Source organism: Gardnerella coleohominis (assembly GCF_002896555.1).
In the GTDB taxonomy this organism is placed as follows: domain Bacteria; phylum Actinomycetota; class Actinomycetes; order Actinomycetales; family Bifidobacteriaceae; genus Bifidobacterium; species Bifidobacterium vaginale_F.
Genome location: NZ_MNLH01000002.1, coordinates 300,648 through 325,613 on the forward strand (window position 1 = coordinate 300,648; position 24,966 = coordinate 325,613).

Here is a 24,966-nt window from a genome sequence, read left to right on the forward strand (position 1 = left end):
GGCCAAGTAAGAAAGGAAGCCATTATGGCTAAGCTCAGTAATGAAGAGCTTCTTGAAGCTTTCGGTGAAATGACCCTCGTTGAGCTCTCTGAGTTCGTCAAGGCATTCGAAGAGAAGTTTGACGTTGAAGCTGCTGCTCCTGTTGCCGCTGTTGCTGCTGCTCCAGCTGCTGCCGGTGCTGCTGAAGAAGAGAAGGACGAGTTCGATGTCGTCCTCGCTTCTGTTGGCGATAAGAAGATTGCAGTCATCAAGGCTGTTCGTGCTTTGACCAACCTCGGTTTGGCTGAAGCTAAGGCTCTCGTTGACGGTGCTCCAAAGGCCGTTCTCGAGAAGGCTAAGAAGGAAGATGCTGACAAGGCTAAGGCTGCTCTCGAAGAAGCTGGTGCTACTGTAGAACTTAAGTAGTTCTATTGCATATTCCGATAGTATTATCTGCTTAATGCAGTAATATCTGAATGCTTTACAAAGCGAAAGTGACTTTTTGTTGCTTTCGCTTTTTTTGTGAATTTATGTGTTGTGAATTAGCTTGTTGGGGATTGGCGCATTACTAATTAGCTTTTTGGGAATTAACCCTTAATTTGATTATTTAGTTAAGACATTATTTGCTTTAAACACTATTTCTAAATGTATTATGTGAATGTGTTGTAAGTGTATTCGTGTTATCGTAGTTTTTTGATTTTTTGGATACTACATTGGAACAGTCATTTATAGTCGCTTGTGGTATTTTATAATCATTTGTGATTATTCCTAAAAGGGAGGCTTATACGGTGAAATGCACTTGTGAAACAATCACTTGTCACACGTTTTCAACGGGTGGGAGTGAAAACTCATCTTCTGCGCATACTCGCCTTGGCCATGGAAAAACTTGTGCAAAAGTAATCCTTTTTGGAGAACATTCAGTTGTATATGGATATCCTGCTGTTGCATTGCCTTTGCGCAATCTTTGTATAAACGCGACTGTTACAGATTCTTGTCCATTTAAAAATAGCTTAGAAAATTCTGCGTTTGATTCTTCTAATGAAGTTTCTTTAGATAACCAGAATGCAAATACTAATAATGCAGATAATCAGAATGCGGATAGTCAAAATATTGACGATAGTGTTGTACTATGTGCGCTTGATTTTACTGGACTTTTGCGCGATGTACCTAAAAGGCTAGCTTCTATAAGAACCGCTATTCACGCCGCTTTAGATTTCACGGGATGGGATGGTAAGCCTTTATATGTTCTTACGGAATCTGACTTCCCTCCGGAAAGAGGATTGGGATCGTCTGCAGCTGCTGCTGGAGCCGTTATTCGTGCAATCTTAGACTATTACGGTGTTGAAGCAGATAAATCGAAATTATTCTCTTTAACTCAGCAAGCTGAATTAGTTGCTCACGGTAGATCTTCTGGACTAGATGCTGTTGCAACTTCATCGCTTGCACCAGTTAAGTATGGTGACGGTTCGTTTAGCTACATGAATATAGATATGCGAGCGTGGATTGTACTTGCTGATTCTGGTTGCAAAGGTATGACGAGAGTAACTGTTGAAGCTTTGCGAAAAAAGCGTGAAGAAAATCCAGATTTCGTTAATGCTTTGTTAAAAGAATTAGGCGATATCGCATTGAGTGCAGAAGATGACTTAGCTCAAGGTCGTAGTAAAGATATGGGAGCTAGGATGCTTCGAGCTCACAAAATATTAGCAGAGCTTGGAATTAGCACGCCGCTGTTAGATGATTTAGTGAATGCTGCTTATAACAATGGAGCTTTAGGCGCAAAGTTAACGGGCGGTGGCGGCGGTGGATGCGTTATAGCACTCGCTGATTCTGAAGATTGCGCGCGTAAAGTCAGTGAAGCGTTTAAATCTGCTGGAGCTAAGCAAACTTGGATTGTAGATATTGATGATGATGCTAATGAACGCAATAATAAAATCTGCAATAGAATTTGCGGCGAAGGAAGCGGAGAATGCTGCGGAGAAGACGACAGCGAAAGCGTTAACAAAAGCGACAGCGAATATGACAGTGAAAGCGAGTGAGTATGCAAATCGTAAATGTTCAGCCATCAATAATTTATGACGATAATATGCAATCTCGCTGTGCAGAAGCGCGCGCGAATGTTAATATCGCTCTAATTAAATATTGGGGAAAACGAGACGAAAATCTGATTATTCCATACACTTCTTCGCTATCTCTAACTCTTGCGGATTGGGGTACTAAAACACGAGTTAGTTTTGATGAGGATTTATCTGAAGACTGTGTTTCTTTAGATGGAGTAAAACTTGCTAATGATGAATCTAATAAAGTTCGCAATCGCATAGTTTCTACGCTGGATCTTATACGTAAGTGTGCAGGAATATCTACGAAAGCACGCGTAGATTCGCATAATAGCGTTCCTACTGCAGCAGGCTTAGCATCAAGTGCATCTGGATTTGCAGCTTTAACGGCCGCTGGAGCATACGCTGCTGGACTAGATTTAAGCGCTCGCGAACTGTCTCGCCTCGCTAGAAGAGGCTCAGGATCAGCGTGCAGATCGATTTTTGGCGGACTAGTTGTTTGGCATGCTGGAGAAGACGATGAATCCTCGTATGCTGAGCCAATAGATATGCCTGAAAATCTTGAATTAGCAATGATTGCAATAGTGCTAAATCCTGGTAGCAAGCCAATTTCCAGTCGTGAAGCAATGCGTAGAACAGTAGAAACTTCTCCTACATATATGCCATGGGTTAATCAATCAGAAAAAGATTTCCAAAATGCTATTTGTGCTATAAAAAATAGTGACATAGAAGCCTTGGGAAGCATAGTAGAAAGTAATTTCGCTGGAATGCATGAAACAATGCATAATGCTGTGCCTGCGATTAATTATCTTACTGAAGAAAGCTATAAAGTACTGGATATCGTAAAATCTTTGCGATCTGAAGGACTTCCAGCTTGGGCTACTATGGATGCCGGTCCTAATGTAAAAGTTTTAACTGTTAAAAGTCAGGCTCAAAAAGTTGCGGATGAATTGCGCTCGCGTATTTCACAAGATTTAGGCGATTCAAGGATGCGTTCTTCTGAAAAGTATTCTTCTAGCGAAGATTCTTCTCGTGAAGCTATTCGAATTATGATTGCTTTGCCTGGGGATTCTGTAAGCGTTTCAACTAGCAAATAACGCCTGTAAATGGCTGCGTTGTAACGCCGGTGGTGCTAGCGCTGGTGCGTTGGTTGGTATCGTTAGTGGATTTATCGTAGTAGTATTCCATAAGAATAGTATTTCGTGCGAGTAGTATTCGTATACAGTGGAAATGTACGTAACAACATTGTAGATATAAACGAAACGTCTGGGGATATCATGAGTAAAGTGCAAGCTATGGCTCCGGGGAAGCTTTACGTTGCTGGTGAATATGCAGTTGTGGATGGTTCTTCTGCAATTGTTGTTGCTGTTAATCGTTATGTGACTGTGACAATAGATAACGATGATTTGAGAATAATTGATAGCAAAGGTAAGACTTATTCAAGTAGAGATTTTGAAGAATCAGATTTAAGCGCAAGAGATTTTGATAAATTAGATTTCTGCAAAGTATACGGATCGATTTTGTCTTATAGCGCTGAAAAAGCTGAGCGTGCTGGGGAATCTGAGTCTGCTAAAAAATCTGCCAGTGCTTGTGAATCTGCCAGTGCTTGTGATACTTCTTCGAATTCAGAATCCATTGAATCCTCAAAATATAAGACTTTATATTGGAGCCGTTCTGTAAATGGCAAAGATATTCTTGTAGAAAATAATGAGTATGCAAAGTCGTATTCTTATGTGCTTTCTGCAATGAGTATCGTAGATAAATTCGCTTTAGAAAAGTACAAAGAGCCTTTAGATAAAGTCTACAATGTGCGAATTTCTAGCGATTTAGATGATGCGCGTTCTGGAAGAAAATACGGATTAGGTTCTTCAGCTGCAGTTACAGTAGCTGTTGTTCGTGCTTTATGCGAATGGTATGGGCTGGATCTTTCAACGCAGGATATTTGCAAATTGGCGTTAATAGCATCCGCATACGTTAAAGGCTCAGGTAGCGGTGGAGATATAGCTGCTAGCGTTTACGGCGGTTGGATTACGTATCGCGCTTATAATCGCGATTGGCTTAAAGCAGAAATCGAGCTGGTTAATTCCGGAGATTCCGATTTGCATAAGCTTGTTCGTAAGAAATGGCCTCGACTCGAAGTTAAACGTTTAGATATAAATCCTTGTGTGAATCTATTAGTGGGTTGGACTGGTACTCCTGCTTCAAGTGCAGCGTTAGTTAATAGCGTTAAATCAAATAATATTAAACAACAATTATTTACATACGAAGACTTCTGCCTATTAAGTGAAGCTTGTGTTCAAAGGCTTGCAAAAGTACTTGAAGAATGCGATTTTATAAGCATAGCGAACGGTTTTGAATGCAATCGTCAGCTTTTAAAAGATATGGGTGAATTAACTCAAACTGTTATTGAAACACCATCTCTTACAAAGTTGATTGAAGATGCAAAATCTGTTGGAGCGGCTGCTAAAACAAGCGGTGCAGGCGGCGGTGATTGCGGAATCGCATTAATAGATTCGTATTCTAAAGAGCGTATTTCTCATATTAAAGAGATCTGGAAGTTAGATGGAATTAAGCCTTTAAATCTTAAAGTTGCGAAAATTAACGGAACAGGCAAATCATCTGAAAATATAGTTTTAAATTACAAATATAGCGAAAAACTAGAGCCTTACATGGTAGCTTATAAAAAGAAATATTCTGATTATGGGCATATGGATTTTGACGATATTCGTTTGCCTCATAATTCAGATCCTGTTACTGCAGAAGCTTTTGCAGAGCGTAATGCGAAACTATGCGATTCTAATGGTTCTAGTGAGTCTAGTGCTTCTATTGCTTCTAGCGAAAATAGCGAAAATGAATTGAGCTCCAATAATTTCAGCAGCTCAGCTTCGTCTAATAATATTTCGTCTAATAATAAAGTTAAAAAGCCTTATGATACTTTGGAAATCTCTATTAAGGATTTAGAGTCGCAAATTACTTCAAGCCGCAAAAATATGCATTTAACTCTTGCGGATAAGCAATATAAGTCTCATTCTGAAGCAGGATTTGACGATATAAGTTTTATGCCTAATTCTTTACCAGATTTATCTCTAGAAAATATTGATACTAGTGTTAATCCATTAGGCTGTTCTTGGTCAATGCCTTTGTATATTAATGCGATGACTGGCGGAAGTAAGGAATCTAAAGCTGTAAATGCCGCTCTAGCAAGAGTTGCTGCTAAAACTAATATGCCAATGGCATCTGGGTCTTTGAGCGCTGCTCTTCGCGATTCTTCTCTTATTGATACTTTTAGCGTGATTCGTAAAGAAAATCCTAAGGGATTTGTATTAGCCAATGTCAGCGCTGGCACATCTGCAGATAATGCTATGCGTGCTGTTGAAATGATTAATGCTAATGCTTTACAAGTGCATCTTAACGTTGCTCAAGAGCTTGTTATGCCAGAGGGCGATCGTGATTTTAGCAATTGGATGCGCAGTATTGAGGAGATTTCGATTGCTTGCCAAAAAGCGAACATACCGATGATAGTTAAAGAAACAGGATGCGGTATGACTGCTTTCGATGCGCATAGATTGTACGATTTGGGAGTGAGAACTATAGATGTTGGCGGCCGTGGTGGAACCAACTTCGTTACAATTGAGAACGCTCGTAGGGATGGCAATGAGTACGATTATTTAGCTTCTTGGGGTCTTACGACAGTTGAATCATTGATTGAAGTTATGCGTGAACCTAATTGTGCCAATAAAAATATGACTGTTTTTGCCAGTGGCGGTGTGCGTACTCCTCTTGATGTTGTTCGCGCTATTGCATTAGGAGCCCAAGCTGTTGGAGTTGCTGGAGAGTTCTTGCATACTCTTATGCATAGTGGTGAAGAAGTGTTAGTTCAGCAAATTTGCGATTGGACGGAACAAATTCGTAGAATTATGGCTTTGCTTGGAGTTGAAAAAGTGCAAGACATACAATATAAGTCAAGATTTGTTCTTACTGGTAAATCTGCGCAATTTAAAGCCAATAGTTTTAATTTGGACTGATATCTGAGTGATATCTGATTTGTGACTGATTGGTAGCAGGATTAGCGGCCAGATTTGTGAATAAAACGATAGATAAATCTGTAGATCAACCGATAGATAAATCAGCAGATAATAAGATTGTCTTTGCAAGTGGTATACTTGTTTAGTTGTGCGTTCAGACACGCTTATCTGTTTATGCGTATTTGTGTGATTGAACGACGCAGGACTTGCAAGTCTAGAATTAGGGAGTTCATCATGGCAGCTCGTTGCGCAGTATGTGGCAAGGGACCGCAGACCGGTTTCACTGTGTCACATTCGCATATCCGCAATAAGCGCACCTTCCGCCCGAATCTTCAGCCAGTTCGCACCACTATCGATGGCGAAAATGTTCGTCTTCGCGTGTGCGTGAAATGCATTAAGGCTGGTAAGGTTCAGCGCGTTGAGGCGTGAATCGCGTAAAGAATGTAAGAAGCCCTGAGCGTTTGTTCAGGGCTCTTTTTTATTGTTTTTACGCGTAAAACCGTTATAAATCTGCTATTATTTCTTATAAATCTGTTACAAATTTGTCACGGATTCACTATTTTTTTCATAAAACCGCTCAATATACATAAAGCATGACACAATAGAAGGTAGTGTGTTTTTTGAAGGGAGCATGTAGCGTGGCCGATCAACAAACTGTACAACGCTGGATGATTACTGTAGGTGGTGTAGAGCAGGCTCGCGTAGGAGCTGGCCAAACAGTGGAGATTGGACGTAAGCCTATTCGACCGTTACGCGATGATGGGTTTGTTCGAATAGATATTGTTGATAATAAGCGCTCTATGTCTAAGCGTCACGCGCTACTTATTGTTAATAAACGTGGTGTTGCTACTATTCGTGATCTTCACTCGACAAATGGCACTTATTTAGTTGGAGATAATGGGAATTTACTTCGTTTGGATCCGGATGTTGATTTTCAGCTTCCAGATACGATTATGCGAATGCAATTCGGCGATGTTCCTGTAGATTTTGTGCACGTTGAAGAATCAGAAGATTCTGATAACGATCCTGTTCGCGATCTTTTCTCATATGCGACTGATAGCGCTCCTAAGGAGCCGGATGCTTCTGATTTGTCAGTTGATCAAATACTTGATTTGCGAGCTGGAGAGCCAACTGGAATATTCCATGCTCAATCTGTTTCTGTTCCTGAACTTAAATGGAATAATGATTCTGTTTCTTTGAATCCTGAAAAAAATAGTGTAATAGATGATATTTCGTCAGCTGGGGTTGATCTTCCTGTAGTTCGCGAAGAAGAAAAGGCGGAGCCTAGAAATCTTTTTGATGATGCTCAAGCGGATGGTAATAAAGATAGTAATAAAGATAGTCAAGAGCAGAATCCTGAAGATTCTAGCAATCTTAATAGTGCTCAAACGGATGATAATCCAAATGAGCATGAAAATGATGTTGAGCAGTTGTTAAATCAGTCTATGGAACAGTCCATGGAACAATCTGTGAAACGCGACGGTGAACAGCATGATATTCGCGAGCAAGATATCTTTGAATCTGTAGAAAACGAGTTCGCAGAGGCTAAGTCTACAGAAAGCAATCCTGTAGAAAGCAATCCTGCTGAAACTAATCTTGATGAAAGTAATCCTGTAGAAAATAGAAATAGCTCTGTAGAAAATAATTCTGCGGAAGTTAATAATGCAGAAGTTAATAATGCAGAAAATATAGATTCTTCTTCCATGCTTGCTAGCTCTACTTTTTCAGAAGAATATACTCCAGCTTTCGAGCCTGGATCTGTGTTTGAAAAAGTTTCACAAGGTGAATTTGATTCTCATCATGAAGTGATTGAAGCTGGCGGATATACGTCTGATGAAGCTAAGCAAACAGCAGATTTTTCTGAACAATTTGAAATGGCAAAGTACCCTGAGTTGCTGCCATATTTGGCTATGAATACTGGCCTTTATGACGACTTATACGCATGGCTTGCAGCTCAGTCAAATTCTGACGTAGATGAAGCATTGGCAAGAAACAGCGGATACGACGCTTATCGTAAAACAATGGGGAAGTGAGTGATATGAATACTGGTGAATCACTGGAACCACAAGTCGTTAAAAAGCGTGCAGAAGCATTGAATGACTTAAAAAGTTGGCAAAATACTTATAAATCTGAATTAGTTCCTTCTCCTCTTGAAGATATTACAAAGTTGCAAGCCAAGCTTGAACTTACTCATGCTCATCCTTCAGGAATCGCGCAATTATTTGCAAGCGGTAAAGTAACACTTAAATCTTTATTTAGAGATCCTGGAGTATTGCGTGCTGCTGGGCGTAACTTGGATCGTGTATGTGAAGATCGAGATACTAAAGCTCATGAAAGCGGAGTTTCTGAATTATCTCTTGTTGTAGGCGTGGCATCTTGGAATGGAAATCATGTTCCTGTTCTTACTTATCCTGTGCGAGTAGTCAGAGATAGTTCTCAAGATGAAACTGTTGCGTCTATTTATTTTTCAGGCAATGTTCGCTTAAATCACGCTCTTGTGCAGCGTTTACGCAATCGTGGAATTGAACTTCGCGAAGAAGTGCTTTTTGACGGATCGAATTATGAAAGCGGCACTCCAGAAACGTCTGCTGTTTTTGCTGCAGTAAGCAATCAAGCTCGTAGCGTATTCCCTGATTTTGATATTGAGCGAGATATAGTTCTTGGATGCTTCACAGATGCTGGTACGCGATTTGTAGCAGAAAGCGATCATATTATTGAAGCCTTAAAATCCGGTGCTGTCGGAAATAATATGATTGACGCGATAGCTGGATATGACAATGCTATTAAGCGTTTACAAGCTTCAGATGCTCCGAAATATGATCCATTTGACGCTGATCCGCATAATGAGTATGAAGTTGGAGATGTAGATAATTCAGTTCGTTATGCATCAGGATTAGTTGCTAATGGCACATCTGTGTTTATGAACGTTGATGCTGGTTGTGATTCTGCAACTTTAGCTGCAGCTATTGCTTCGCGCTCTGTTTTAGCTGGTCGCTCTGTTTCATATGTTGCGGATGTTACTGAGCAGCAGCGTAGATTCCGTCAGGCTTTAAGTGCTCATGAGATTTCTTCGCTGTCTGTAGATGTTTCAGATCCTCATATTGCTAAGCATGTTGATGCTCAACTTATTGCTGCTGTTGGCTCTCGTCATAGCGTTGCATCTTCGCGTTTTGAACAGGTTTCAGACGAACTTGTAGGTGTTCGCGCGCGATTAACACGCTATCTTGGAGATCTTCACGGAGAAAATGACCGTTGGGGTATTTCTGCTTATCAAACTATACAGAATCTTGCGGCAATCGCTATGCTCCCTTCTCATCCTTCAACTCATGTGCGATTGAAGGTCGATTCTGCTCAAGCTTTAGCAGGTCATCTTGAATCTTGGGCTCATAAGCTTCACGAGGCAGATAAGCTTGGGGAATTCACTATTAATCCTGAAGATACTCCATGGTTTGGTGCTTCTGTTTTTGATGAGAGTGAAGCGATTACTGTTTATCAGCGAGTAGTCGATGTATTAACTAAGCTTCTTCCTGTAACGCGCGAACAAGTTAAAACAACTGTACAAAACTGCGGTTTCCCTGTGCCTGCAACTGCAAGAGAATGGGCTCGTCAGATTACAGTTTTGAAGAATTTGCGCCGTGTTCTTGACGTATTCCAGCCGGAAATTTTTGAGCGCGACTTAGATTCTATGATTGAAGCTAGCAAGCCTAAAGCATTGCGTAAATCTGAAGGCACTATTATGGGCTTCTGGGAACGTAGAAGACGTGTTAAAGAAGCTCGTAATTTGCTACGAGTTGGTGCAAAAGTAGATGATTTGCATGAAGCTTTGAAGATTGTAGCTCAGCAGGCTGCTCAATGGCGCTTGTTTGTGCCGCATGGAGGATGGCCTGTTTTACCTCCTAAGCTTGATGAAATCGTTGAAACTCAAGATATGCTTACGCGAAATCTTGTTGCATTAGATGCTGTTCTTTCAACTACTCGTCAAGGCGCTGACTTAGAAAATACTGATTTTGCTAAGCTTGATGAGCGTTTACGTAAACTTCACGATGATCGCACTTCTCTTGATACTCTTCCAGGTCGTTGCGTGTTAGAACGTGAATTTAGTAAAGCTGGCCTCAATGGTTTAGTTGAAGATTTGCGTCGTCGTCATATCACTGGTGAGTCACTTGATGGTGAATTGCAGCTTGCTTGGTGGACTACTGTTTTTGAAGATATCGTTAAGTCTTCTGAAATTATTTCTCACCAAGATGGTTCTGCTATGCAAGATGCTGCAGATAGATTTGTACAAGTCGATACTGAGCATGTTCGCTCTATAGGGCCAATGGTTCAGCAAGAGGCTATGAAGCGTCTGTGTGATTTGCTATTTTCACGTACGCAGGAAGCAAATCAGCTTCATACTACGCTTGCTGGGAATCGTGTTGGTGTTACATTTGCCAGTTTAGTAAGAGATTATGCTGATTTAGTAATTTCTGCAAAGCCTATTATGATTGGCATGCCTTCCACTTTGGCAATGATGACACCTTTTAAGCCTATTGTAGATACAGTTATTATTGATTCTGCTGAGCATATTTCTAATCTTGAGCTTTTATCGGTTCTTGTAAGAGCAAGAAACGTTGTGATTATAGCTCATAAAGAAACTATAAGTTCTCAATGCCTTAAGAAGTTAGTGGAATTTTTGCCTGAAATTGAATTAAAATCTCACGCATTGCGTAGATCTTTGCGTTTGGCGAAATTCTTGGAAGATCATGGTTATGGCAATCTTCAGAAGGATATGCCTGTTGAGCGCTTGCAAGGAAAAGTTCATTTGCATCAAGTAGAAGCTACTGGCGTTCCTGTTATGTCTTCTGGGCTGATTGAATGCAGTCAGCGTGAGATTGATGAAGTTGTTTCTTTGATTCAGCAGCGCGCTCAGACTTTCACGGTTGTTCCTTCAAGTTATGTGCTTGCTGTTGTTATGCTTACGAACACATTCCGTACGCGACTTGGAGCTGAGCTAAAAGCTTTGGCTTATCGCGATGAGAATATGGCTAGATTCTTGCGTCATGTTCGTTTAGTTAGCGTTCATGAAGCTGTTGGAGCTTATGCTACTGATGTGATTCTTTCATTCTGCTATGCAAAGACTTCGCATGGTCGTCTTTTGCAGCAGTTTGGCTTATTGGAATCTGATGGTGGTAAGAGTATGCTTTTAGATTCTTTGGCTTTAGCTCGTAGGAATCTTGATATTGTATGTGCTTTTACTTCTAAAGATATGGATGATGATCGTTTGCATCAGGAAGGTCCTCAATTACTTAAAGCTTTGCTTGTTTGGGCCGAAAATTTGAAGGATACTCCTGTATTGCCTAATGGTGAAAAGTCATATCTTGAATCTTCTGAATCTAGTAATTCCAATGAAAATAAGGCTAATGCTGATTCTTATGAGTCTAGTTCTGAAGAATCTGATTATGATAGCCAGAGTTACGAGACAATGAAGGCTTTAGATGAAGCTCAAGCTCAGCTCGATGCAGCTTTAGAAAATTCTGAAAACAAAACTTCTGGTTCTAAGTCTGGTGCTTTGAAGTCTGGTTCTAAGTCTGGATCTGCGAAATCTGGTATGTCTTCTGATGGCAAGTCTAATTCTGAATCTTCTTTGGAAATGCTGTCTAGAAACGAAAATGTTCTTTTCGCTGATTTAGCTGATCGTATTCGTTCTCGCGGATTACGTGTAGCTGTGAATTATGGCTTAAAGAATGGAATTCGCATTCCGCTTGTAATTGGATTGTCTGACAAGCCTTATGAAGTTGCTGTTTTGACTGATGATTCTCGATTTATGAGTATTCAGTCGACTCGCGAGCGTCATCGCATTCTAGTTCAGGATCTTGAAACTCTTGGATGGTCTGTTATGACTGTTTGGAGTGTAGCTGCATTCGTAAATCCTGAGAAAGAAGTTGATCGCATTGTTTCACGTATTGGTGAGCTTCATGGAGATGAGCGTTAATGGCGTATGATGCCAATAAGCGTTCTCCGCGTAAACATACTCGTGTGGTTCGTGGTGGCTCGGAGTTGTTTGATGCTGACGGTGTAAAACTTGAGCCTTCAGATTTGCAAACTTCGAGCCAGCGTTCAGAAGATGATGACCAACGTATTTTGAACGAATTACCTCCTCACTGGGGTATTTTTAGCGAACGTCTTGGATAGTTTAGCCTTAGATAGTGCTGTCTATCGTATATGGCTTTGTGTTGCCCAGCTTTGTGTTAGTAAAGTTACTTTTTAATTGCAACTATTGCTAGAGTTGGCGTTATAGATTGCGCGTTTAACAAATCTAAAGCTTGACTCGCGCTCATTGCAAGCGTTGCTATATGTTGATTATTTGGAGTTCGTATAATTAGAACGTTTTTTATAACTTTAAAGTTTTTGTTATTTTTATCTAACTCAAAATAGTTTTTATTATTGTCTTCACTGTGCTTATCTTTACCATTATTCTTTTGGCTATTTTCACCTTCATCATATTCATTCTTAATGTCGTTTTGAGATTGTGCAAAAGCAATAGAAATGATTTCTCCAGGCTGGAAAGTTTGATTTGCGCTAGCGAGTGTGACGTTAACTGCAGTGTATCCGCGAGGAACGTTTGGAGTATTGCTAATCTCATTTGCAAGAATGGGCATGCCGGATTCTATATTGCAAATCGCTGTAATATTGCTGTTTTGCGAATATGATGTAAGAGCTTTTTTAAAAACGCTATGCTTAGGAACACTAATTACACGAACATGTGATTTAGTAATCCGTTCTCCAACTGCAATCGATTTAGTTGCAATTAATACGTTTTGCGTTTCCTGAATTGCGCTTATCGCTGAAATAATAAGCATCGATAATAAAAACACGAATATCGATAGGATTATTTTACGAAAAAATCTTCGATTTCGTCTTTTTATAAGCGCACTCTGATAGTCCGTCTGAGAATCGCTAGACGACAAAATATGCGATATAAAATCTGTGAAAAAATTAGCCATGTTCTGTATCATGACTCGCTCTAATTAATATCGCAATAAAAATCGTCTTATGTGGTCAGAAGTTCGCTATGTGGTCAGAAGTTCGCTATGTGGTCAGAAGTTATATGAACGACTATCCGCGTAATTAAAATTTTGTTGATTTTCTAAGCTTTTAACTGAAGTATTTATTTATCAGTGCGGTAGAATCCGCTTCCTTTGAAATTAATTGGAGGAGCAGAAAATACTTTGCGCACTTCAGCTTCGCCGCATTTTGGGCAAATAGTAATAGGATCGTCTGAGAACGATTGCTGTTCTGTAAAGTCATATCCACATTGCTTGCAACGATAATGATAAGTAGGCAATGAACCCTCCGAAGTTTGTAATTAGCGATTTTGTGTGAAATATAAACCGCTTTGCAGTTGTAAAAGCTGTATTCCACTCAAATATCCTAGCGCAGACCTAGACAGTCAGACCTGATAGTCATACTTAGATAGTTATACCTAGATAGTTATATTTTGTGTGCCAAATATGTAAAGCATAAACATGATTGATACGTAATATGCGACACGCCGATTCGCAGAATGTTTCTTCACATCCTAAAGACTCTTTATATTTATACGTATGGGTTATGAATCAGTTAGTACGTTACTTGTAGTGATTGTTATTGTAGCTCTATTGTTTGGATGGTTACCTAAGCTCACGGTTAAAAGCATGAAGAACATGTTGGAGCATCGTGGGGATAGGTATTCGTCTTCGCTGCATCTGGTTGATGAGTGGAGTAATTCACATATTTGTGATGATGCAGGCACGTTTGTGGAAGGGGCAAGAATGCAACCTACTGAACAGAAGACTGTGATGACAACTGAACATATACGTCGTGTTCGTGCATTGCGTAAAGCTGCAGTGCGCAGGCGTAGGATTTTGGTTCTTTCGCTGCTGGGGATTACATTGATTGTGCTTGTTGTTGGTTTCAGTGGTTTGTATTCGCCTGCGTTCGCTTTGATTCCTTTCGCATTATTAGCATTCGTAATTTTTTGTGGAATCAATGCTTCTAAAAGCGCTCGCGAGTGGGAAGCTCGTGTTAAGCGTGCCAGTATTGCTGCTTCTATTAATGCATCGCGTAATTTAACTCGTAATTCTGCTTTTGATTCATCTGCAGTTAATTCTGATGATTCGCTTAAATCTTCGTCGCAATCTAATTCGCAATCTAATTCGATTGATAAATCAAGTCTTAACCCTGAAGAAAAAGCTAATGAAGCTAATGAAGTTGCTTCTGCAGAAGGCGATTCTGTTGCTACTTCCGTTATGGAAAAGCGCGAGATTCGACTTGCTTTGCGTCGTTCTATGCAAGATCAGCAACGCGCGTTTGAACGCCGTTCTAAGAATGATGATAATTCTTTGAAATATTCATCCTCTGCATCTGAAAATCTTGGTGTAAAGCCTGAGTATGCGGAATCTTCTGTAAAGCCTGCTTTCGAGTCAAGTAAGCTTGTCTCAAACCCTAATAATGTTGTGGCTGAAGATGCGGTTGAAGGCATGACTGAATCTACTGTGTATGAATCTAAGACTGTAGAAAGCTCTTCAAAATCAAATTCTGAAAATTCTGATTCTTCGCATGATTCTTCGCGTAATTCTTTGCATTTAGATTCTACGAATGAAATTAATACTGTTCGCGCATCTAGAGGATTAGATGTGTTTGACTTAGCTACTGCATCTCTTAGTGTAGATTCATCGGATTCTTCGCTTAAATCGCATGATTTAATATCATTCTCCTTGGGCTCTAATAACTCTCAGGATTCAAAATCTGAGTCTAAAGTTGATTCAGAGCTTGTATCAGAATCTGAGTCTGATGCAAAATCCAGCTCTGTACCAGAATCTGATAGTTCTTATGCTCCAGAAAGTTTGGAAATTAAGTCAACTAAGCAAGTTACTAAAGCTGTTCCTGTTAAGTTTGACTCCGCCGAGAATGCTAAGACCGCTAAAACTGTTAATGCTAAGCCTATTAAGACTAGTAAATTGGCAAAGTCTGCAGAATTAGAAGTAGAGCCTCCTGCTAAAACTGAAGACTCTTTGGGAAGTGCTGATTTGCTTGATGTTTTAGCTCGCAGAAATCAAGCTTGATATTAAATTTTTAAAAATTTTAGCACTCAAGTTGGCAGAGTGCTAAAATCGCGCTACTATAGCAGTTAGTGCGTGAACATGTATAGACGTGTCGTCAGCCCGTCCAGTTTAGTTTGCGCGAAATGTAGTATCTCTCTTAAGAAAGAGGTGGCAACAGTGTCGATTCAACTCACGCCGTTGGAAGATAAGATTATTGTTAAGCAAGCTCAAGCAGAAACTCAAACTGCTTCAGGTTTGTATATTCCAGATAATGCCAAGGAGAAGCCACAGCAGGGCGAGGTTCTTGCTGTAGGCCCAGGTCGTAGAGACGACAAGGGTGAGCGTATTCCTATGGATGTTAAGGTTGGAGACAAGGTTCTCTACTCCAAGTACGGCGGCACTGAAGTACATTATGAAGGTGAAGATTACTTAATCGTGTCTTCTCGCGATGTGCTTGCTATTCTTGGCTGATTTTTAGATTCTAGTTGAGAATGTCTTAAAATAACGCTGAAAGTTTGAATGCATATGTGTTCGACTTCCAGCGTTTTTATTTATAATTTGCGTTAAAATCGCACAACTTCGAGCATGGCATCGAGTACCATGTAAATTATGAGTGATCAACCAACTTTTGCTGATATAACAACCATTGGTGTTGGCGGAACTATAGCACGTTTTATAGAGCCAACGAGCAGAGTAGCATTTATTGAAGCGGTTGAAGATGCCGATGAAAAAGGTTTGAGATTGTGTGTTATCGGCGGCGGATCAAATATGCTTGTAAGCGATAATCCGTTTGATGGCGTTGTAGTTCGTGATGCTAGAAGGACTATAAGCGTACAAGATGAAGCTGCTCCAGCGGAAGATGGCATTGATGCTTCGGGAGCGCATATCGTACACGTTAATGCTGAAGCTGGATGCAATTGGGATGATTTCGTATCTCATACTATTTCTCTTGGATTAGAGGGTGTTGAAGGCTTATCGGGCGTTCCTGGAACTGTTGGAGCTTCTGTCGTGCAAAATATTGGTGCATATGGTCAGGAAGTTTCACAAAGTGTGGAATCAGTAGAAGTTTGGGATCGTAAAAATAAAGTTACGCGCGAATTATCGTGTGAAGAAATGAAGTTTGGGTATCGCACTTCTCTTCTTAAACAAAGCATGTATGATGCTCCTGGAGTGCCTAAATCTGAATTTTTCCCAACGCCTAGATATGTTGTTCTGTCTGTTACTTTTTGTTTAAAACATAGTAAAACTGGTGTTGTTTCGCATTCTCAATTAGCGCATGCTCTTAATGTTAACTTGTATGATCGCATAGATACATCTGTTATTCGAAGAGAAGTTCTACGCGTAAGAGCGTCTAAAGGTATGTTGGAGGACGCTTATAGGTATGAAAATCCTTGGATGCGTAGAGTGAAAAATGCTGATTGTGTGCGTGAAGCCATTCGTTTGCAATCAGAGGATTACCTAACAGGCGTTTGGCATGATGGGGATGATACTTATAGCGATAGGCATAGTTGCGGAAGTTTCTTTATGAATCCGATTCTAAGCGTTGAAGAAGCTGATAAATTACCGGATAATGCGCCTCGTTTTGATGCTACTTTGCCTGATGGGTCTTTTGGCGTGAAAACTTCTGCAGCATGGCTTATTGATAACGCTGGGTTCCATAAAGGTTTTCAGATTGGCGATAATGCTAATTGTGATTCTGTGGATGAGAATTCTGACGGTGATGGAGCTGCTGGATTGTCTTCTTTGCATACTCTTGCTTTAACTAATAGGCACAATGCGCGCGCTGTTGATATTTTCCGTTTAGCGCGTGTAATTATTGATGGAGTGAATCATTCGTTTGGTGTGAAATTGGTTCCTGAGCCGGTTGTAATTGATGCGTTTAATGAGCTTTAGTTTGTTTGAGCTTTAGTTTGTAATTTGGCTTGTGATTTGGCTTGAGTTAAATTTTCGCTTAAGTTTGAATCAGTATTCATGCCAGATGGTTACACTGTAAATGTTGTAACAAGTGCTTGCGCTAGTTAGAGCAAAATATAAATATAACAAAAGTATAGTGGAGATAATGGCGGAAACTATGGCAAATGAACAGTGGCGTGTGTTAAGTGATCGCATTAATAAAGTGGCTCCTAGTGCAACTTTGGCAGTCGATAGTAAAGCGAAAGCTATGAAAGCTGACGGCATTGACGTTGTAAGTTTTGGTGCAGGTGAGCCAGATTTTCCTACTCCTTCTTACATTGTTGATGCTGCAACACAAGCTTGCAAAGATCCGCGAAACTATCGCTATACTGCTACTGCAGGTTTGCCTGAGCTTAGAGAGGCAATTGCTCGTAAAGTGAAGCGAGATGCCGGATACGAAGTTTCTCCAAATCAAGTTGTAGTAACAAATGGTGGAAAGCAAGCTGTTTACGAAGCTTGCCAAATTCTTTTGAATGATGGCGACGAAGTTATTATTCCAGCTCCGTATTGGACAAGCTATCCAGAGGCTGTGAAGCTTGCAGGTGGCGTGCCTGTGCCTGTTCTAGCAGGAGCTGACCGTGGTTTTGAACCAGATATTGAGGCAATTGAGGCTGCTCGTACTCCACGCACTCGTGCAATTATTGTAAATTCGCCTTCAAATCCTACTGGCGCTATTTGGAGTGCGCAAACTATGCGCGCGATTGGAAAATGGGCGCTTGAAAATCATATCTGGGTTATTTCTGACGAGATTTACGAGCACTTGCATTACGACGGCATTATGACTTCGTATATTGGCGTTGAAGTGCCGGAAATTCGCGAACAATTGCTGATTTTGAATGGTGTTGCTAAAACTTATGCTATGCCTGGTTGGCGTGTTGGCTGGATGGTAGCTCCAGAAGATGTTGCTAAAGCTGCAACTAAGCTTCAAAGCCATATGACTTCTAATGTTTCTAATATTTCGCAGCGCGCTGCAATTGCTGCAGTTGGCGGTTCATTGGACGTGGTTACAACTATGCGTGAGGCTTTTGATGCTCGTCGTAAAGCAATTGTGGAAGCGTTGAACAATATTGATGGCGTTACTTGCCCTCTTCCTCACGGCGCTTTTTACGCGTTTGCTAATATTGAGGATCTGCTTGAGAAACCTCTTGGTGAGAAGCGCGAAGTTCCTCATACTTCTTCTCGATTTGCTGAGATGCTTCTTGACGAAGCGCATGTTGCTGCTGTTCCGGGCGAGGCTTTTGGTGCTCCTGGCTATTTGCGTTTCTCTTGCGCGTTAGCTGATGACCAGCTTGCTGAGGGAATGCGTCGTATGAAGAAGTGGATTGAGGCTTAAGAAAGTATTCTTAATTTCTATTGATACGACACTCTGTTTTGTGCTGTAGACCTGGCATTCGTGGTTTGATGCAGAATGTGAACTCTGGTTTTATTGCAAAATGCGACACTCGCTTGCATAGCTTATAATCGCCGAAATTGCGCGAAATCTTGGCCTTCCGCTAACATATCTACTTGGCGGTTTTGCCAAGTCAGACATTTTAAGGTATGATAAGGCGAGTTCCCCTAGGGATGTGGCGCAATTGGTAGCGCAACGGTCTCCAAAACCGTAGGTTGTGGGTTCGAGTCCCGCCGTCCCTGCCACTTTTCATTATTATCGATTACAACAAACGAAGGATTCAGGCATGGCTAAGGCAAACGGTGATAACAAAACGGTGAAGCCGAATTTGTTCGTGCGTATTTTCATGTTCGTCAAGCAGACTATTGACGAAACGCGCAAGGTTGTAGCTCCTCATGGTAAAGAGCTGTTTGCATGGTCCGTTTCCGTGTTTATTTTTGTAATTTTCTTGATGCTGTTCGTCACATGCATGGACTTCTACTTAGGTAAGTTCGTTATGTGGCTGTTTGGCTGATTTAGATTTTGAGGGTGTGCAAATATGACTGACGAGTTGAAACTCGAAGAAGTAAACGAAGGAAATGAAGCCTTTGTATCAGATGTAGCAGATTCTAGCTTTGAAGCTTTTGATGATAATGCTGAAGTTGAGCTTTCTGCTGGCGCTATTGATGATTCTTCTGTTGATGATTCTGATAATACGGATGTAAATGCGGAAAAGTCTGCTGAATCTGTTGAAGATGCTGAAGATGCTGCGGATAAGAAATCTACTGCTGAAGATGAAGCTGCTGAAGTTGATCCGACTGACGCTGGTGCAATCGCTGTAGCTGAATTTTCTAAGAAGCTTCGCACTTTGGAAGGCAAGTGGTACGTACTTCACACCTACTCCGGTTATGAGAAGCGCGTAAAGGCGAATGTTGAATCCCGCGTGCAAAACTTTGGTCTGGAAGATAAGATTTTCCAGATTGAAGTGCCAATGGAAGAAGTTGAAAAGCACACAGAAAAAGGTAAGAAAGTTATTACCCGCGTGCGCGTACCGGGCTATGTGTTAATTCGCATGTGGCCTGATGAGAACGCTCGTCGTATTGTGCGCGAAACTGAAGGCGTAACTGGTTTCGTTGGTCCTTCTAGAGATCCTGCTCCGTTAAGCCGCAAGGAAGTTGTGGCAATGATGGCTCCTATGATTGCTTCTGAAGCCTTGAAGAATGCCGGTGATAAGCCTGCTGCAGCACGCAAGCGTAAAGTTGAAGTGGCTTACAAGGTTGGCGATCAAGTTACTGTTATCGACGGCCCATTCTCAACTATGGCTGCCGTTGTTTCGGACGTGGATCCTACAACTCAGAAGCTTACTGTGTTGGTTTCCATCTTTGGTCGCGAAACTCCTGTGGAGCTTGGATTCCATCAAGTGGAGCCAATCGTCTGAGATTATTGTTTAGCTAATTGTTTGGCTAAGCGTGCAGATAATTGTTCGAAGTTTTATAAGCTTTTGTATCGGGGTGTGATTTGATTCACTCCCCGATATTTTTTTATTTTTCCTTACTGAAATGTGCATAACTATGTGCATAACTTCCATATTTTCTATATTTTTGAACTTCTGACCACATAAACATTTTTTTATTTACATATTTGATTATTGCATTCATAGTTGTTTCATGAACATTTTTGTTCAAGGCGATAGTAGGGTGCTATCGCTTAAGGGTTGGGTTAAGGAGTTTCTTATGGGGAAACATAGCATAATAAAAAACTTTAGTAATGTGCGTAATAAGGGGATTTGTTTATGCTCTTTATTGGTTACATTTCTGTTTATTCTCATGAATGTTATGGGAGTCAGTGTTGCTAAAATGCCTTCAGGTCTTCCAGGAGATATGATCCGAAGTGGTGATCTAGATGGAATCCACATTAGATACAATGAAGTTTTCGTTGGAGTTATCTCTATGGACTATGATAACAGGCCAATGTATGCGGTTGAATCAAGTAAAGATGATTATGATTATAAAAATGGATATTGGAAGGCATTAGATAGTGGATATCCATACATTAATACTGTTGCTGCAAGACTCATACAGATGAACAGAAAAAATAAGAGTAATGAAATACAGCTTGCTGTAGCTTATGCAATTCACGATCATCTTGATTCTGATAAAGAACTTTGGAGTAAGTACAAGCGACATGGGTTTATGAAATTTGAATCGTCACATATTGAAACTCTTGCTGCAAAATTGTGGCACGACGCTCAGAGAAGTGTTATTAAGGACTTGTATGCAGGCAATGATTATCTTGATGGAGGTAAAAAAGGAAAGATATCTGTTTCTCCAAAAGTACCTTATGACTATACAAAACTTTATATAGACGATGTAAAAATTAAAATTGTAGCCAATAATAAACTTATTCATTTCGACGAAACTGGTAAGAATGAATATATAGGTAACATATCTGAAGGCGGTAAGGCTGTTAACTGGACTGCTGATGGTGACGGTGAAGTTAAAGTTGACGTATTTTATGAAGTTCCGAGAATAGAACAGTTCTATTCACCTAAATTAGATGTTATTCGTAATTGTGAATCTGATTGGAAAAAATATGACACTTACACTTTAAAAGTACAAAAGCATTTCCAACCTATGGTATCTTCAGAAGCTTTAACAAAGGAATTATCTCAGGACAGTCCGGTTATTGCTAACGTTTCATCGTTTGTTGGTGAAATTGATTCATGGCCTAAAGACATGTCTGTGCGAGCACGCGGATACTATTTCGTTGGGAAAAGCAAGGATGTTTTGAATTCGAATAAGCCAAATGCTAATGAAACTACGGAATCTTATTTAAACAGATTGCGTAATAAATCTAATATTCGGCAAGTAGCTGCTGCTTATGTGAATTTTACAAGTAATAAGCAAAAACTATCAGTAGAAGCTAAAAAAGAAACTGGAGATTTTAATCCAGAGGAACTTGAAAAAGCCGAGAGGTATAAGGTTACTGATGAAGATGCTGGAATGTTCGGCGGTTGGGTATGGGTTATTTCAAAATCTGACCAAGACGATCCAGGTAAAAGTAGCGAAGAAAATAAAGCTAAAAAAGATTTGATTACTGGTGATTACATAGATGGACTTGGAGGAATTGCTTCTACTTATTCTCACCGTACTAAAGCAAAATTGTTCCATGATTCTTCAGTAAAAGAGAAGAGTGTTGGTTTAGGTAAAGAAATAGTCAATACTATTACAATTGGCGGATTGCCTGATGATTATGGTGAATTTAATGGTGACGATAAATATAAGTTTAGCGGCGATGCGAAAGCTCATATAAAAGTTTGGTGGGCTGGTGATGGAACTGACAATGCTACAAAAGAAGCAAACGACAAGTATCGCCCTGGTGCTGCTGGGGAAGCTAAGAAAAAGGAGCCTACTGAAGATTCGCATCATCGTTTGATCGGCGATTGGGAAGTCCCTGCTAAAAATGGTGTTTACACAATTGGTAACGGGAAAATTATGTTTAAGTCTGCAAAAGATGCTGATTCTAATGGTTTAGGTAGTGAAATTAAAAGTATAAAAAGCATTAGAGCAGATAAAACTAAGGATTCTGGATGGTATGTATTCGTTTATAGCCTTCCTGGGTCTTCTCGAACTGAAGAATTCACATCTGAATACGACGATGTTTGGAGCAGAACTTTAGTAGAACCTTCTGAGACAAATGATGCTACTAATATCTCTTTGACAACAAGCGTTAGTTCAAATGTTGTTTCTTCTGGGGAGTCGTTCCACGATATTGCTCATATAGTTGGAAAAGTTCCTAAAGGAAGTTATGTGGTATTTAATGCTTATTCGCATGAGAATGTTAATAAAATGCCAACTTCAATTAATGGTGATGATTCTTCAGATGCTCATGCTACTAATGCCGTGAGTAATGATATGAACGCCAGTGTTTCTGGTTTAGAAAATAAGCCAGAATCGGCTGAAAAATTCAATTTGAATAAAGGTGAACACATTCTAACTAATAGTCGAGTTAATATTACAGATCAGCAAGCTTCTGATAGTAGTAAGAATCAAATAGATATTAACTCTATGAATATTAAAGTTTCCAGAGGTGCAACAGTTTATTGGAAGGCTGAGTTGTACGGTCCTAACGGTAAGCCGCTAGCTTCTCATACTTTAGGTGATGCGAATGAAACAGTTCATGTTGTATCTAATACTGCAACCATTAAGCCAGACAATAAAGTACATGGTGTAGGTGAGCCAATACGCAGTACTATTTATCTTTCTCAGGTCTTAGATGAAGGATCGTATGTGGAATTTACAGCTTGGGATGCTGTAGAAGGCGAACATAAGGATTCTGATAAGCTTTTGCTTAATCATCACAAGATTAATATTCCTAATGCTGCTATCGAACATATGCGTAAAGGTGGAAGTATTAGTGTAGTAAGCCCAGAGATACAAGCTACTCGAGAAGGAATAGTTTATTGGAAGGCTGAGTTGTTCGATTCTGCTGGAAAGTTGATTGTTCGAAACAGCAATTCGAGAAGCACAAATTCTAAGCCGGGCAATGGTAATCAGCCAGGCAAAGTCGAGGTATTAAATCCTTCTGGTGGTGCCGGATCTGGCGGATCTGCAGGTAGTGGTGCCGGTAGTGGTGCTGGCGGTAATGCTGGTAGTGCTGGTTCTGGTGCGGGTTCCGGCTCTGGTGGCTCTAGTAGTACTGCTGGAGGTAGCTCTGGTGCTACTGGTTCTAGTACAGTCGGTTCAGGTAATGGCGGTTCAGGTACTGCTGCTGGTGGTACTGGCGGTTCTGCTGGTTCCAGTAATGGTTCTAATCCTTCTGGTGCGCAAGCATCTGGTACCCAGACACCTGGCGGTAAGTCTTCTGGAGGTCAGACGCCTGGTACTCAGACGCCTGGTGGTAAGTCTTCAGGTGGTCAGACGTCTGGTACTCAGACGTCTGGAAACGGTAATTCTGGCACTAATGCGTCTGCTGGTGTTGGCGGTTCAGGTACTGCTGGTTCGGGTAATGGATCTGGTACTGGTTCAGGATCTGGAACGAATACTGGCAATTCCTCTGGAACAGGTAAGCCTGGTAATCAAAATAATCACGGTAATAATGGTGATGCTTCGAATCCTGGAAATTCTGGAAAGCCTGGCGATAAAACTAATCCGGGTAATTCATCTAATCCGGGTAATTCATCTAAACCAGGAAATCAGGCCAATCCGGGTGAATCATCCAAACCAGGAAATCAGGCCAATCCGGGTGAATCATCCAAGCAAGGTGGAAATTCGAATTCCGGTGGCAAAACTGGCGGTCAGTCTTCCGGTGGTCAGACATCTGGCGGACAGTCTTCTGGCTCGCAGAATCATGCTGGTAATACGTCTGCTGGTAATGCGTCTGGCACTCAGACATCAGGAACTCAGTCCTCCGGTGGGCAGTCTTCTAAGGGTCAGTCTTCCGGTGAGAATGTTACTACTGGAGAATCGATAGAAAATAATAGTGGTTCAATTACATCAACTAACGTAATTTCAGATAAAGATAAAAGAAATTCAGTTTCTTTAGGTGACATTTTAAGTTTGCTTTATTCCAATAAAAATAAATCAAACAATAAAAATTTGGTAACTAGAAAATCTGATAAAAACACTTCTTTGAATGATTATCTGTCTGATTACTCAAATGGTTTGAAAGAGCTATTTGAAAAGTATGGTGAAAACAATGCAAATGCTAGCTCTATCTTCAATCTAAACAGCAAGATGAATTTGAATAATACGAATCTAGCTAACCTCATTAAAAACCGTATGAAAGGCAATGCTAGTGGATTAGTAGATTCTGGCTTTAATTCAAATTTGAATTCAAGCGAATTTGAAGAGAACGGTGTTGCTGGAAATAGTGCTGATTCGAATAGTGTTGGCTCGAGCAATGTTGATTCTAGTAGCAATAATCCTGGTGGTAATAATTCCAATGGTTCTGATCCGAATAGTGGAAATCGTTCAAACGAATCTGCTAGTAACAATAGGAGATCTTCTTCTAATAAAGAAATATCAACTAGAGGAAAATCGTCTAATGAAGCTAATGGTAACGTAAATTCTTCAGAGACAGGATATGTCAACAATGACACTGAAGAAGAAAAACAAAATTATCAATTGGCTCAAACAGGATCTTCAATCATAAATATTGCAATTATCATTGCAACAGCGTTTATGGTGATTGGAGTAATGGCATTGGGAAAGCTAAATTCAGATGAAATGAATGTCAGTAGAAGGAGAATTTTGCGCTCGCGTCATTGCAAAATATGCTGATCGCAAATAAGAAAATAAAGTAGAGTTGCTCCTTCGGAATTTGATTGACAAACATAAACAATGAAAATCAACGTTCCGAAGGGGTAGCTTCTATATTTTTATATTTATTTGAATAAGACGTTACGCATATTAGGATTTTTCAAAAAAAGTTATGACATTATTTGAAGATATAAGATTAATAATCTTGGAATAAAGTGCAAAAAGTGGTACGGTGAATACATTGTTTTTGTTTTGAGAGAGATG

Annotated in this window: 17 protein-coding genes and 1 tRNA gene; 16 read left to right on the top strand and 2 right to left on the bottom strand. The window is 40.3% G+C overall.

Annotation, left to right across the window (positions count from 1 at the left end; all coding sequences use genetic code 11):
* The first annotated feature begins 24 nt into the window (after window positions 1-24).
* The 8 genes from rplL (at window position 25) to BFS05_RS03135 (ending at window position 12,229) form a co-directional block, all read left to right on the top strand.
* Window positions 25-405, top strand: coding sequence for a 50S ribosomal protein L7/L12 (gene rplL / locus BFS05_RS03090; protein WP_103084540.1), 381 nt, complete (start codon window positions 25-27; stop codon window positions 403-405).
* Window positions 406-767: 362 nt separating this feature from the next.
* On the top strand, window positions 768-2,015 hold the full coding sequence (gene mvk / locus BFS05_RS03095; RefSeq protein WP_103084541.1) for a mevalonate kinase: 1,248 nt from the start codon (window positions 768-770) through the stop codon (window positions 2,013-2,015).
* A 2-nt stretch (window positions 2,016-2,017) separates the two neighbouring features.
* Complete coding sequence (gene mvaD, locus BFS05_RS03100) at window positions 2,018-3,130, top strand: diphosphomevalonate decarboxylase (RefSeq protein ID WP_103084542.1); 1,113 nt, start codon at window positions 2,018-2,020, stop codon at window positions 3,128-3,130.
* Window positions 3,131-3,310: 180 nt separating this feature from the next.
* Window positions 3,311-6,058, top strand: coding sequence for a type 2 isopentenyl-diphosphate Delta-isomerase (fni, locus tag BFS05_RS06985; protein WP_258004213.1), 2,748 nt, complete (start codon window positions 3,311-3,313; stop codon window positions 6,056-6,058).
* Between the two features lie 234 nt (window positions 6,059-6,292).
* Window positions 6,293-6,487, top strand: a complete 195-nt coding sequence (gene rpmB / locus BFS05_RS03115) for a 50S ribosomal protein L28 (RefSeq protein ID WP_012913853.1) — start codon at window positions 6,293-6,295, stop codon at window positions 6,485-6,487.
* A 209-nt stretch (window positions 6,488-6,696) separates the two neighbouring features.
* A complete protein-coding gene (locus BFS05_RS03120; protein WP_103084543.1) occupies window positions 6,697-8,091 on the top strand; it encodes an FHA domain-containing protein in 1,395 nt (464 codons plus the stop codon).
* 5 nt (window positions 8,092-8,096) lie between these two features.
* The gene (locus BFS05_RS03125) at window positions 8,097-12,029 is read left to right on the top strand and encodes a helicase (protein ID WP_258004227.1); all 3,933 of its coding nucleotides are present in this window, start codon (window positions 8,097-8,099) and stop codon (window positions 12,027-12,029) included.
* Window positions 12,029-12,229, top strand: a complete 201-nt coding sequence (locus BFS05_RS03135; protein WP_103084544.1) for a hypothetical protein — start codon at window positions 12,029-12,031, stop codon at window positions 12,227-12,229. Before BFS05_RS03125 ends, BFS05_RS03135 begins: the two co-directional genes overlap by 1 nt.
* Before the next feature lie 65 nt (window positions 12,230-12,294).
* Here BFS05_RS03135 and BFS05_RS03140 read toward each other — a convergent pair whose 3' ends face one another.
* Together BFS05_RS03140 and BFS05_RS03145 are read right to left on the bottom strand one after the other, a co-directional pair.
* On the bottom strand, window positions 12,295-12,912 hold the full coding sequence (locus BFS05_RS03140) for an SAF domain-containing protein (protein ID WP_180978573.1): 618 nt from the start codon (window positions 12,910-12,912) through the stop codon (window positions 12,295-12,297).
* A gap of 293 nt (window positions 12,913-13,205) precedes the next feature.
* Entirely contained in the window at window positions 13,206-13,382 is a 177-nt protein-coding gene (locus tag BFS05_RS03145; protein ID WP_082266286.1) for an FmdB family zinc ribbon protein, read from the bottom strand.
* A 349-nt stretch (window positions 13,383-13,731) separates the two neighbouring features.
* On the opposite strand from BFS05_RS03145, the gene BFS05_RS03150 reads away from it, so the two are divergent.
* The 8 genes from BFS05_RS03150 (at window position 13,732) to BFS05_RS03185 (ending at window position 24,723) form a co-directional block, all read left to right on the top strand.
* Entirely contained in the window at window positions 13,732-15,141 is a 1,410-nt protein-coding gene (locus BFS05_RS03150) for a hypothetical protein (RefSeq protein ID WP_146026728.1), read from the top strand.
* Between the two features lie 156 nt (window positions 15,142-15,297).
* Window positions 15,298-15,591 (top strand): co-chaperone GroES, encoded by a 294-nt coding sequence (gene groES, locus BFS05_RS03155; protein ID WP_103084547.1) that lies wholly within the window; start codon window positions 15,298-15,300, stop codon window positions 15,589-15,591.
* A gap of 138 nt (window positions 15,592-15,729) precedes the next feature.
* On the top strand, window positions 15,730-17,013 hold the full coding sequence (locus BFS05_RS03160; RefSeq protein WP_103084548.1) for an FAD-binding protein: 1,284 nt from the start codon (window positions 15,730-15,732) through the stop codon (window positions 17,011-17,013).
* Between the two features lie 166 nt (window positions 17,014-17,179).
* Window positions 17,180-18,406 carry a pyridoxal phosphate-dependent aminotransferase gene (locus BFS05_RS03165; RefSeq protein WP_374703758.1) on the top strand — a complete coding sequence of 409 codons (1,227 nt, stop codon included), beginning with the start codon at window positions 17,180-17,182 and terminating at the stop codon, window positions 18,404-18,406.
* A gap of 226 nt (window positions 18,407-18,632) precedes the next feature.
* Window positions 18,633-18,708 (top strand) — tRNA-Trp (locus tag BFS05_RS03170).
* Between the two features lie 41 nt (window positions 18,709-18,749).
* Entirely contained in the window at window positions 18,750-18,977 is a 228-nt protein-coding gene (secE, locus tag BFS05_RS03175; RefSeq protein ID WP_103084550.1) for a preprotein translocase subunit SecE, read from the top strand.
* A 24-nt stretch (window positions 18,978-19,001) separates the two neighbouring features.
* Window positions 19,002-19,880 carry a transcription termination/antitermination protein NusG gene (nusG, locus tag BFS05_RS03180; RefSeq protein ID WP_103084551.1) on the top strand — a complete coding sequence of 293 codons (879 nt, stop codon included), beginning with the start codon at window positions 19,002-19,004 and terminating at the stop codon, window positions 19,878-19,880.
* A 295-nt stretch (window positions 19,881-20,175) separates the two neighbouring features.
* The gene (locus tag BFS05_RS03185) at window positions 20,176-24,723 is read left to right on the top strand and encodes a dermokine domain-containing protein (protein ID WP_146026729.1); all 4,548 of its coding nucleotides are present in this window, start codon (window positions 20,176-20,178) and stop codon (window positions 24,721-24,723) included.
* The last annotated feature ends 243 nt before the right edge of the window (window positions 24,724-24,966 follow it).

Coding starts and splice junctions, on each gene's coding strand:
- rplL (WP_103084540.1), top strand. CDS start 25: ATGGCTAAGCTCAGTAATGAAGAGCTTCTTGAAGCTTTCGGTGAAATG.
- mvaD (WP_103084542.1), top strand. CDS start 2,018: ATGCAAATCGTAAATGTTCAGCCATCAATAATTTATGACGATAATATG.
- fni (WP_258004213.1), top strand. CDS start 3,311: ATGAGTAAAGTGCAAGCTATGGCTCCGGGGAAGCTTTACGTTGCTGGT.
- rpmB (WP_012913853.1), top strand. CDS start 6,293: ATGGCAGCTCGTTGCGCAGTATGTGGCAAGGGACCGCAGACCGGTTTC.
- BFS05_RS03125 (WP_258004227.1), top strand. CDS start 8,097: ATGAATACTGGTGAATCACTGGAACCACAAGTCGTTAAAAAGCGTGCA.
- BFS05_RS03135 (WP_103084544.1), top strand. CDS start 12,029: ATGGCGTATGATGCCAATAAGCGTTCTCCGCGTAAACATACTCGTGTG.
- BFS05_RS03150 (WP_146026728.1), top strand. CDS start 13,732: ATGAAGAACATGTTGGAGCATCGTGGGGATAGGTATTCGTCTTCGCTG.
- BFS05_RS03160 (WP_103084548.1), top strand. CDS start 15,730: ATGAGTGATCAACCAACTTTTGCTGATATAACAACCATTGGTGTTGGC.
- BFS05_RS03165 (WP_374703758.1), top strand. CDS start 17,180: ATGGCGGAAACTATGGCAAATGAACAGTGGCGTGTGTTAAGTGATCGC.
- secE (WP_103084550.1), top strand. CDS start 18,750: ATGGCTAAGGCAAACGGTGATAACAAAACGGTGAAGCCGAATTTGTTC.
- nusG (WP_103084551.1), top strand. CDS start 19,002: ATGACTGACGAGTTGAAACTCGAAGAAGTAAACGAAGGAAATGAAGCC.
- BFS05_RS03185 (WP_146026729.1), top strand. CDS start 20,176: ATGGGGAAACATAGCATAATAAAAAACTTTAGTAATGTGCGTAATAAG.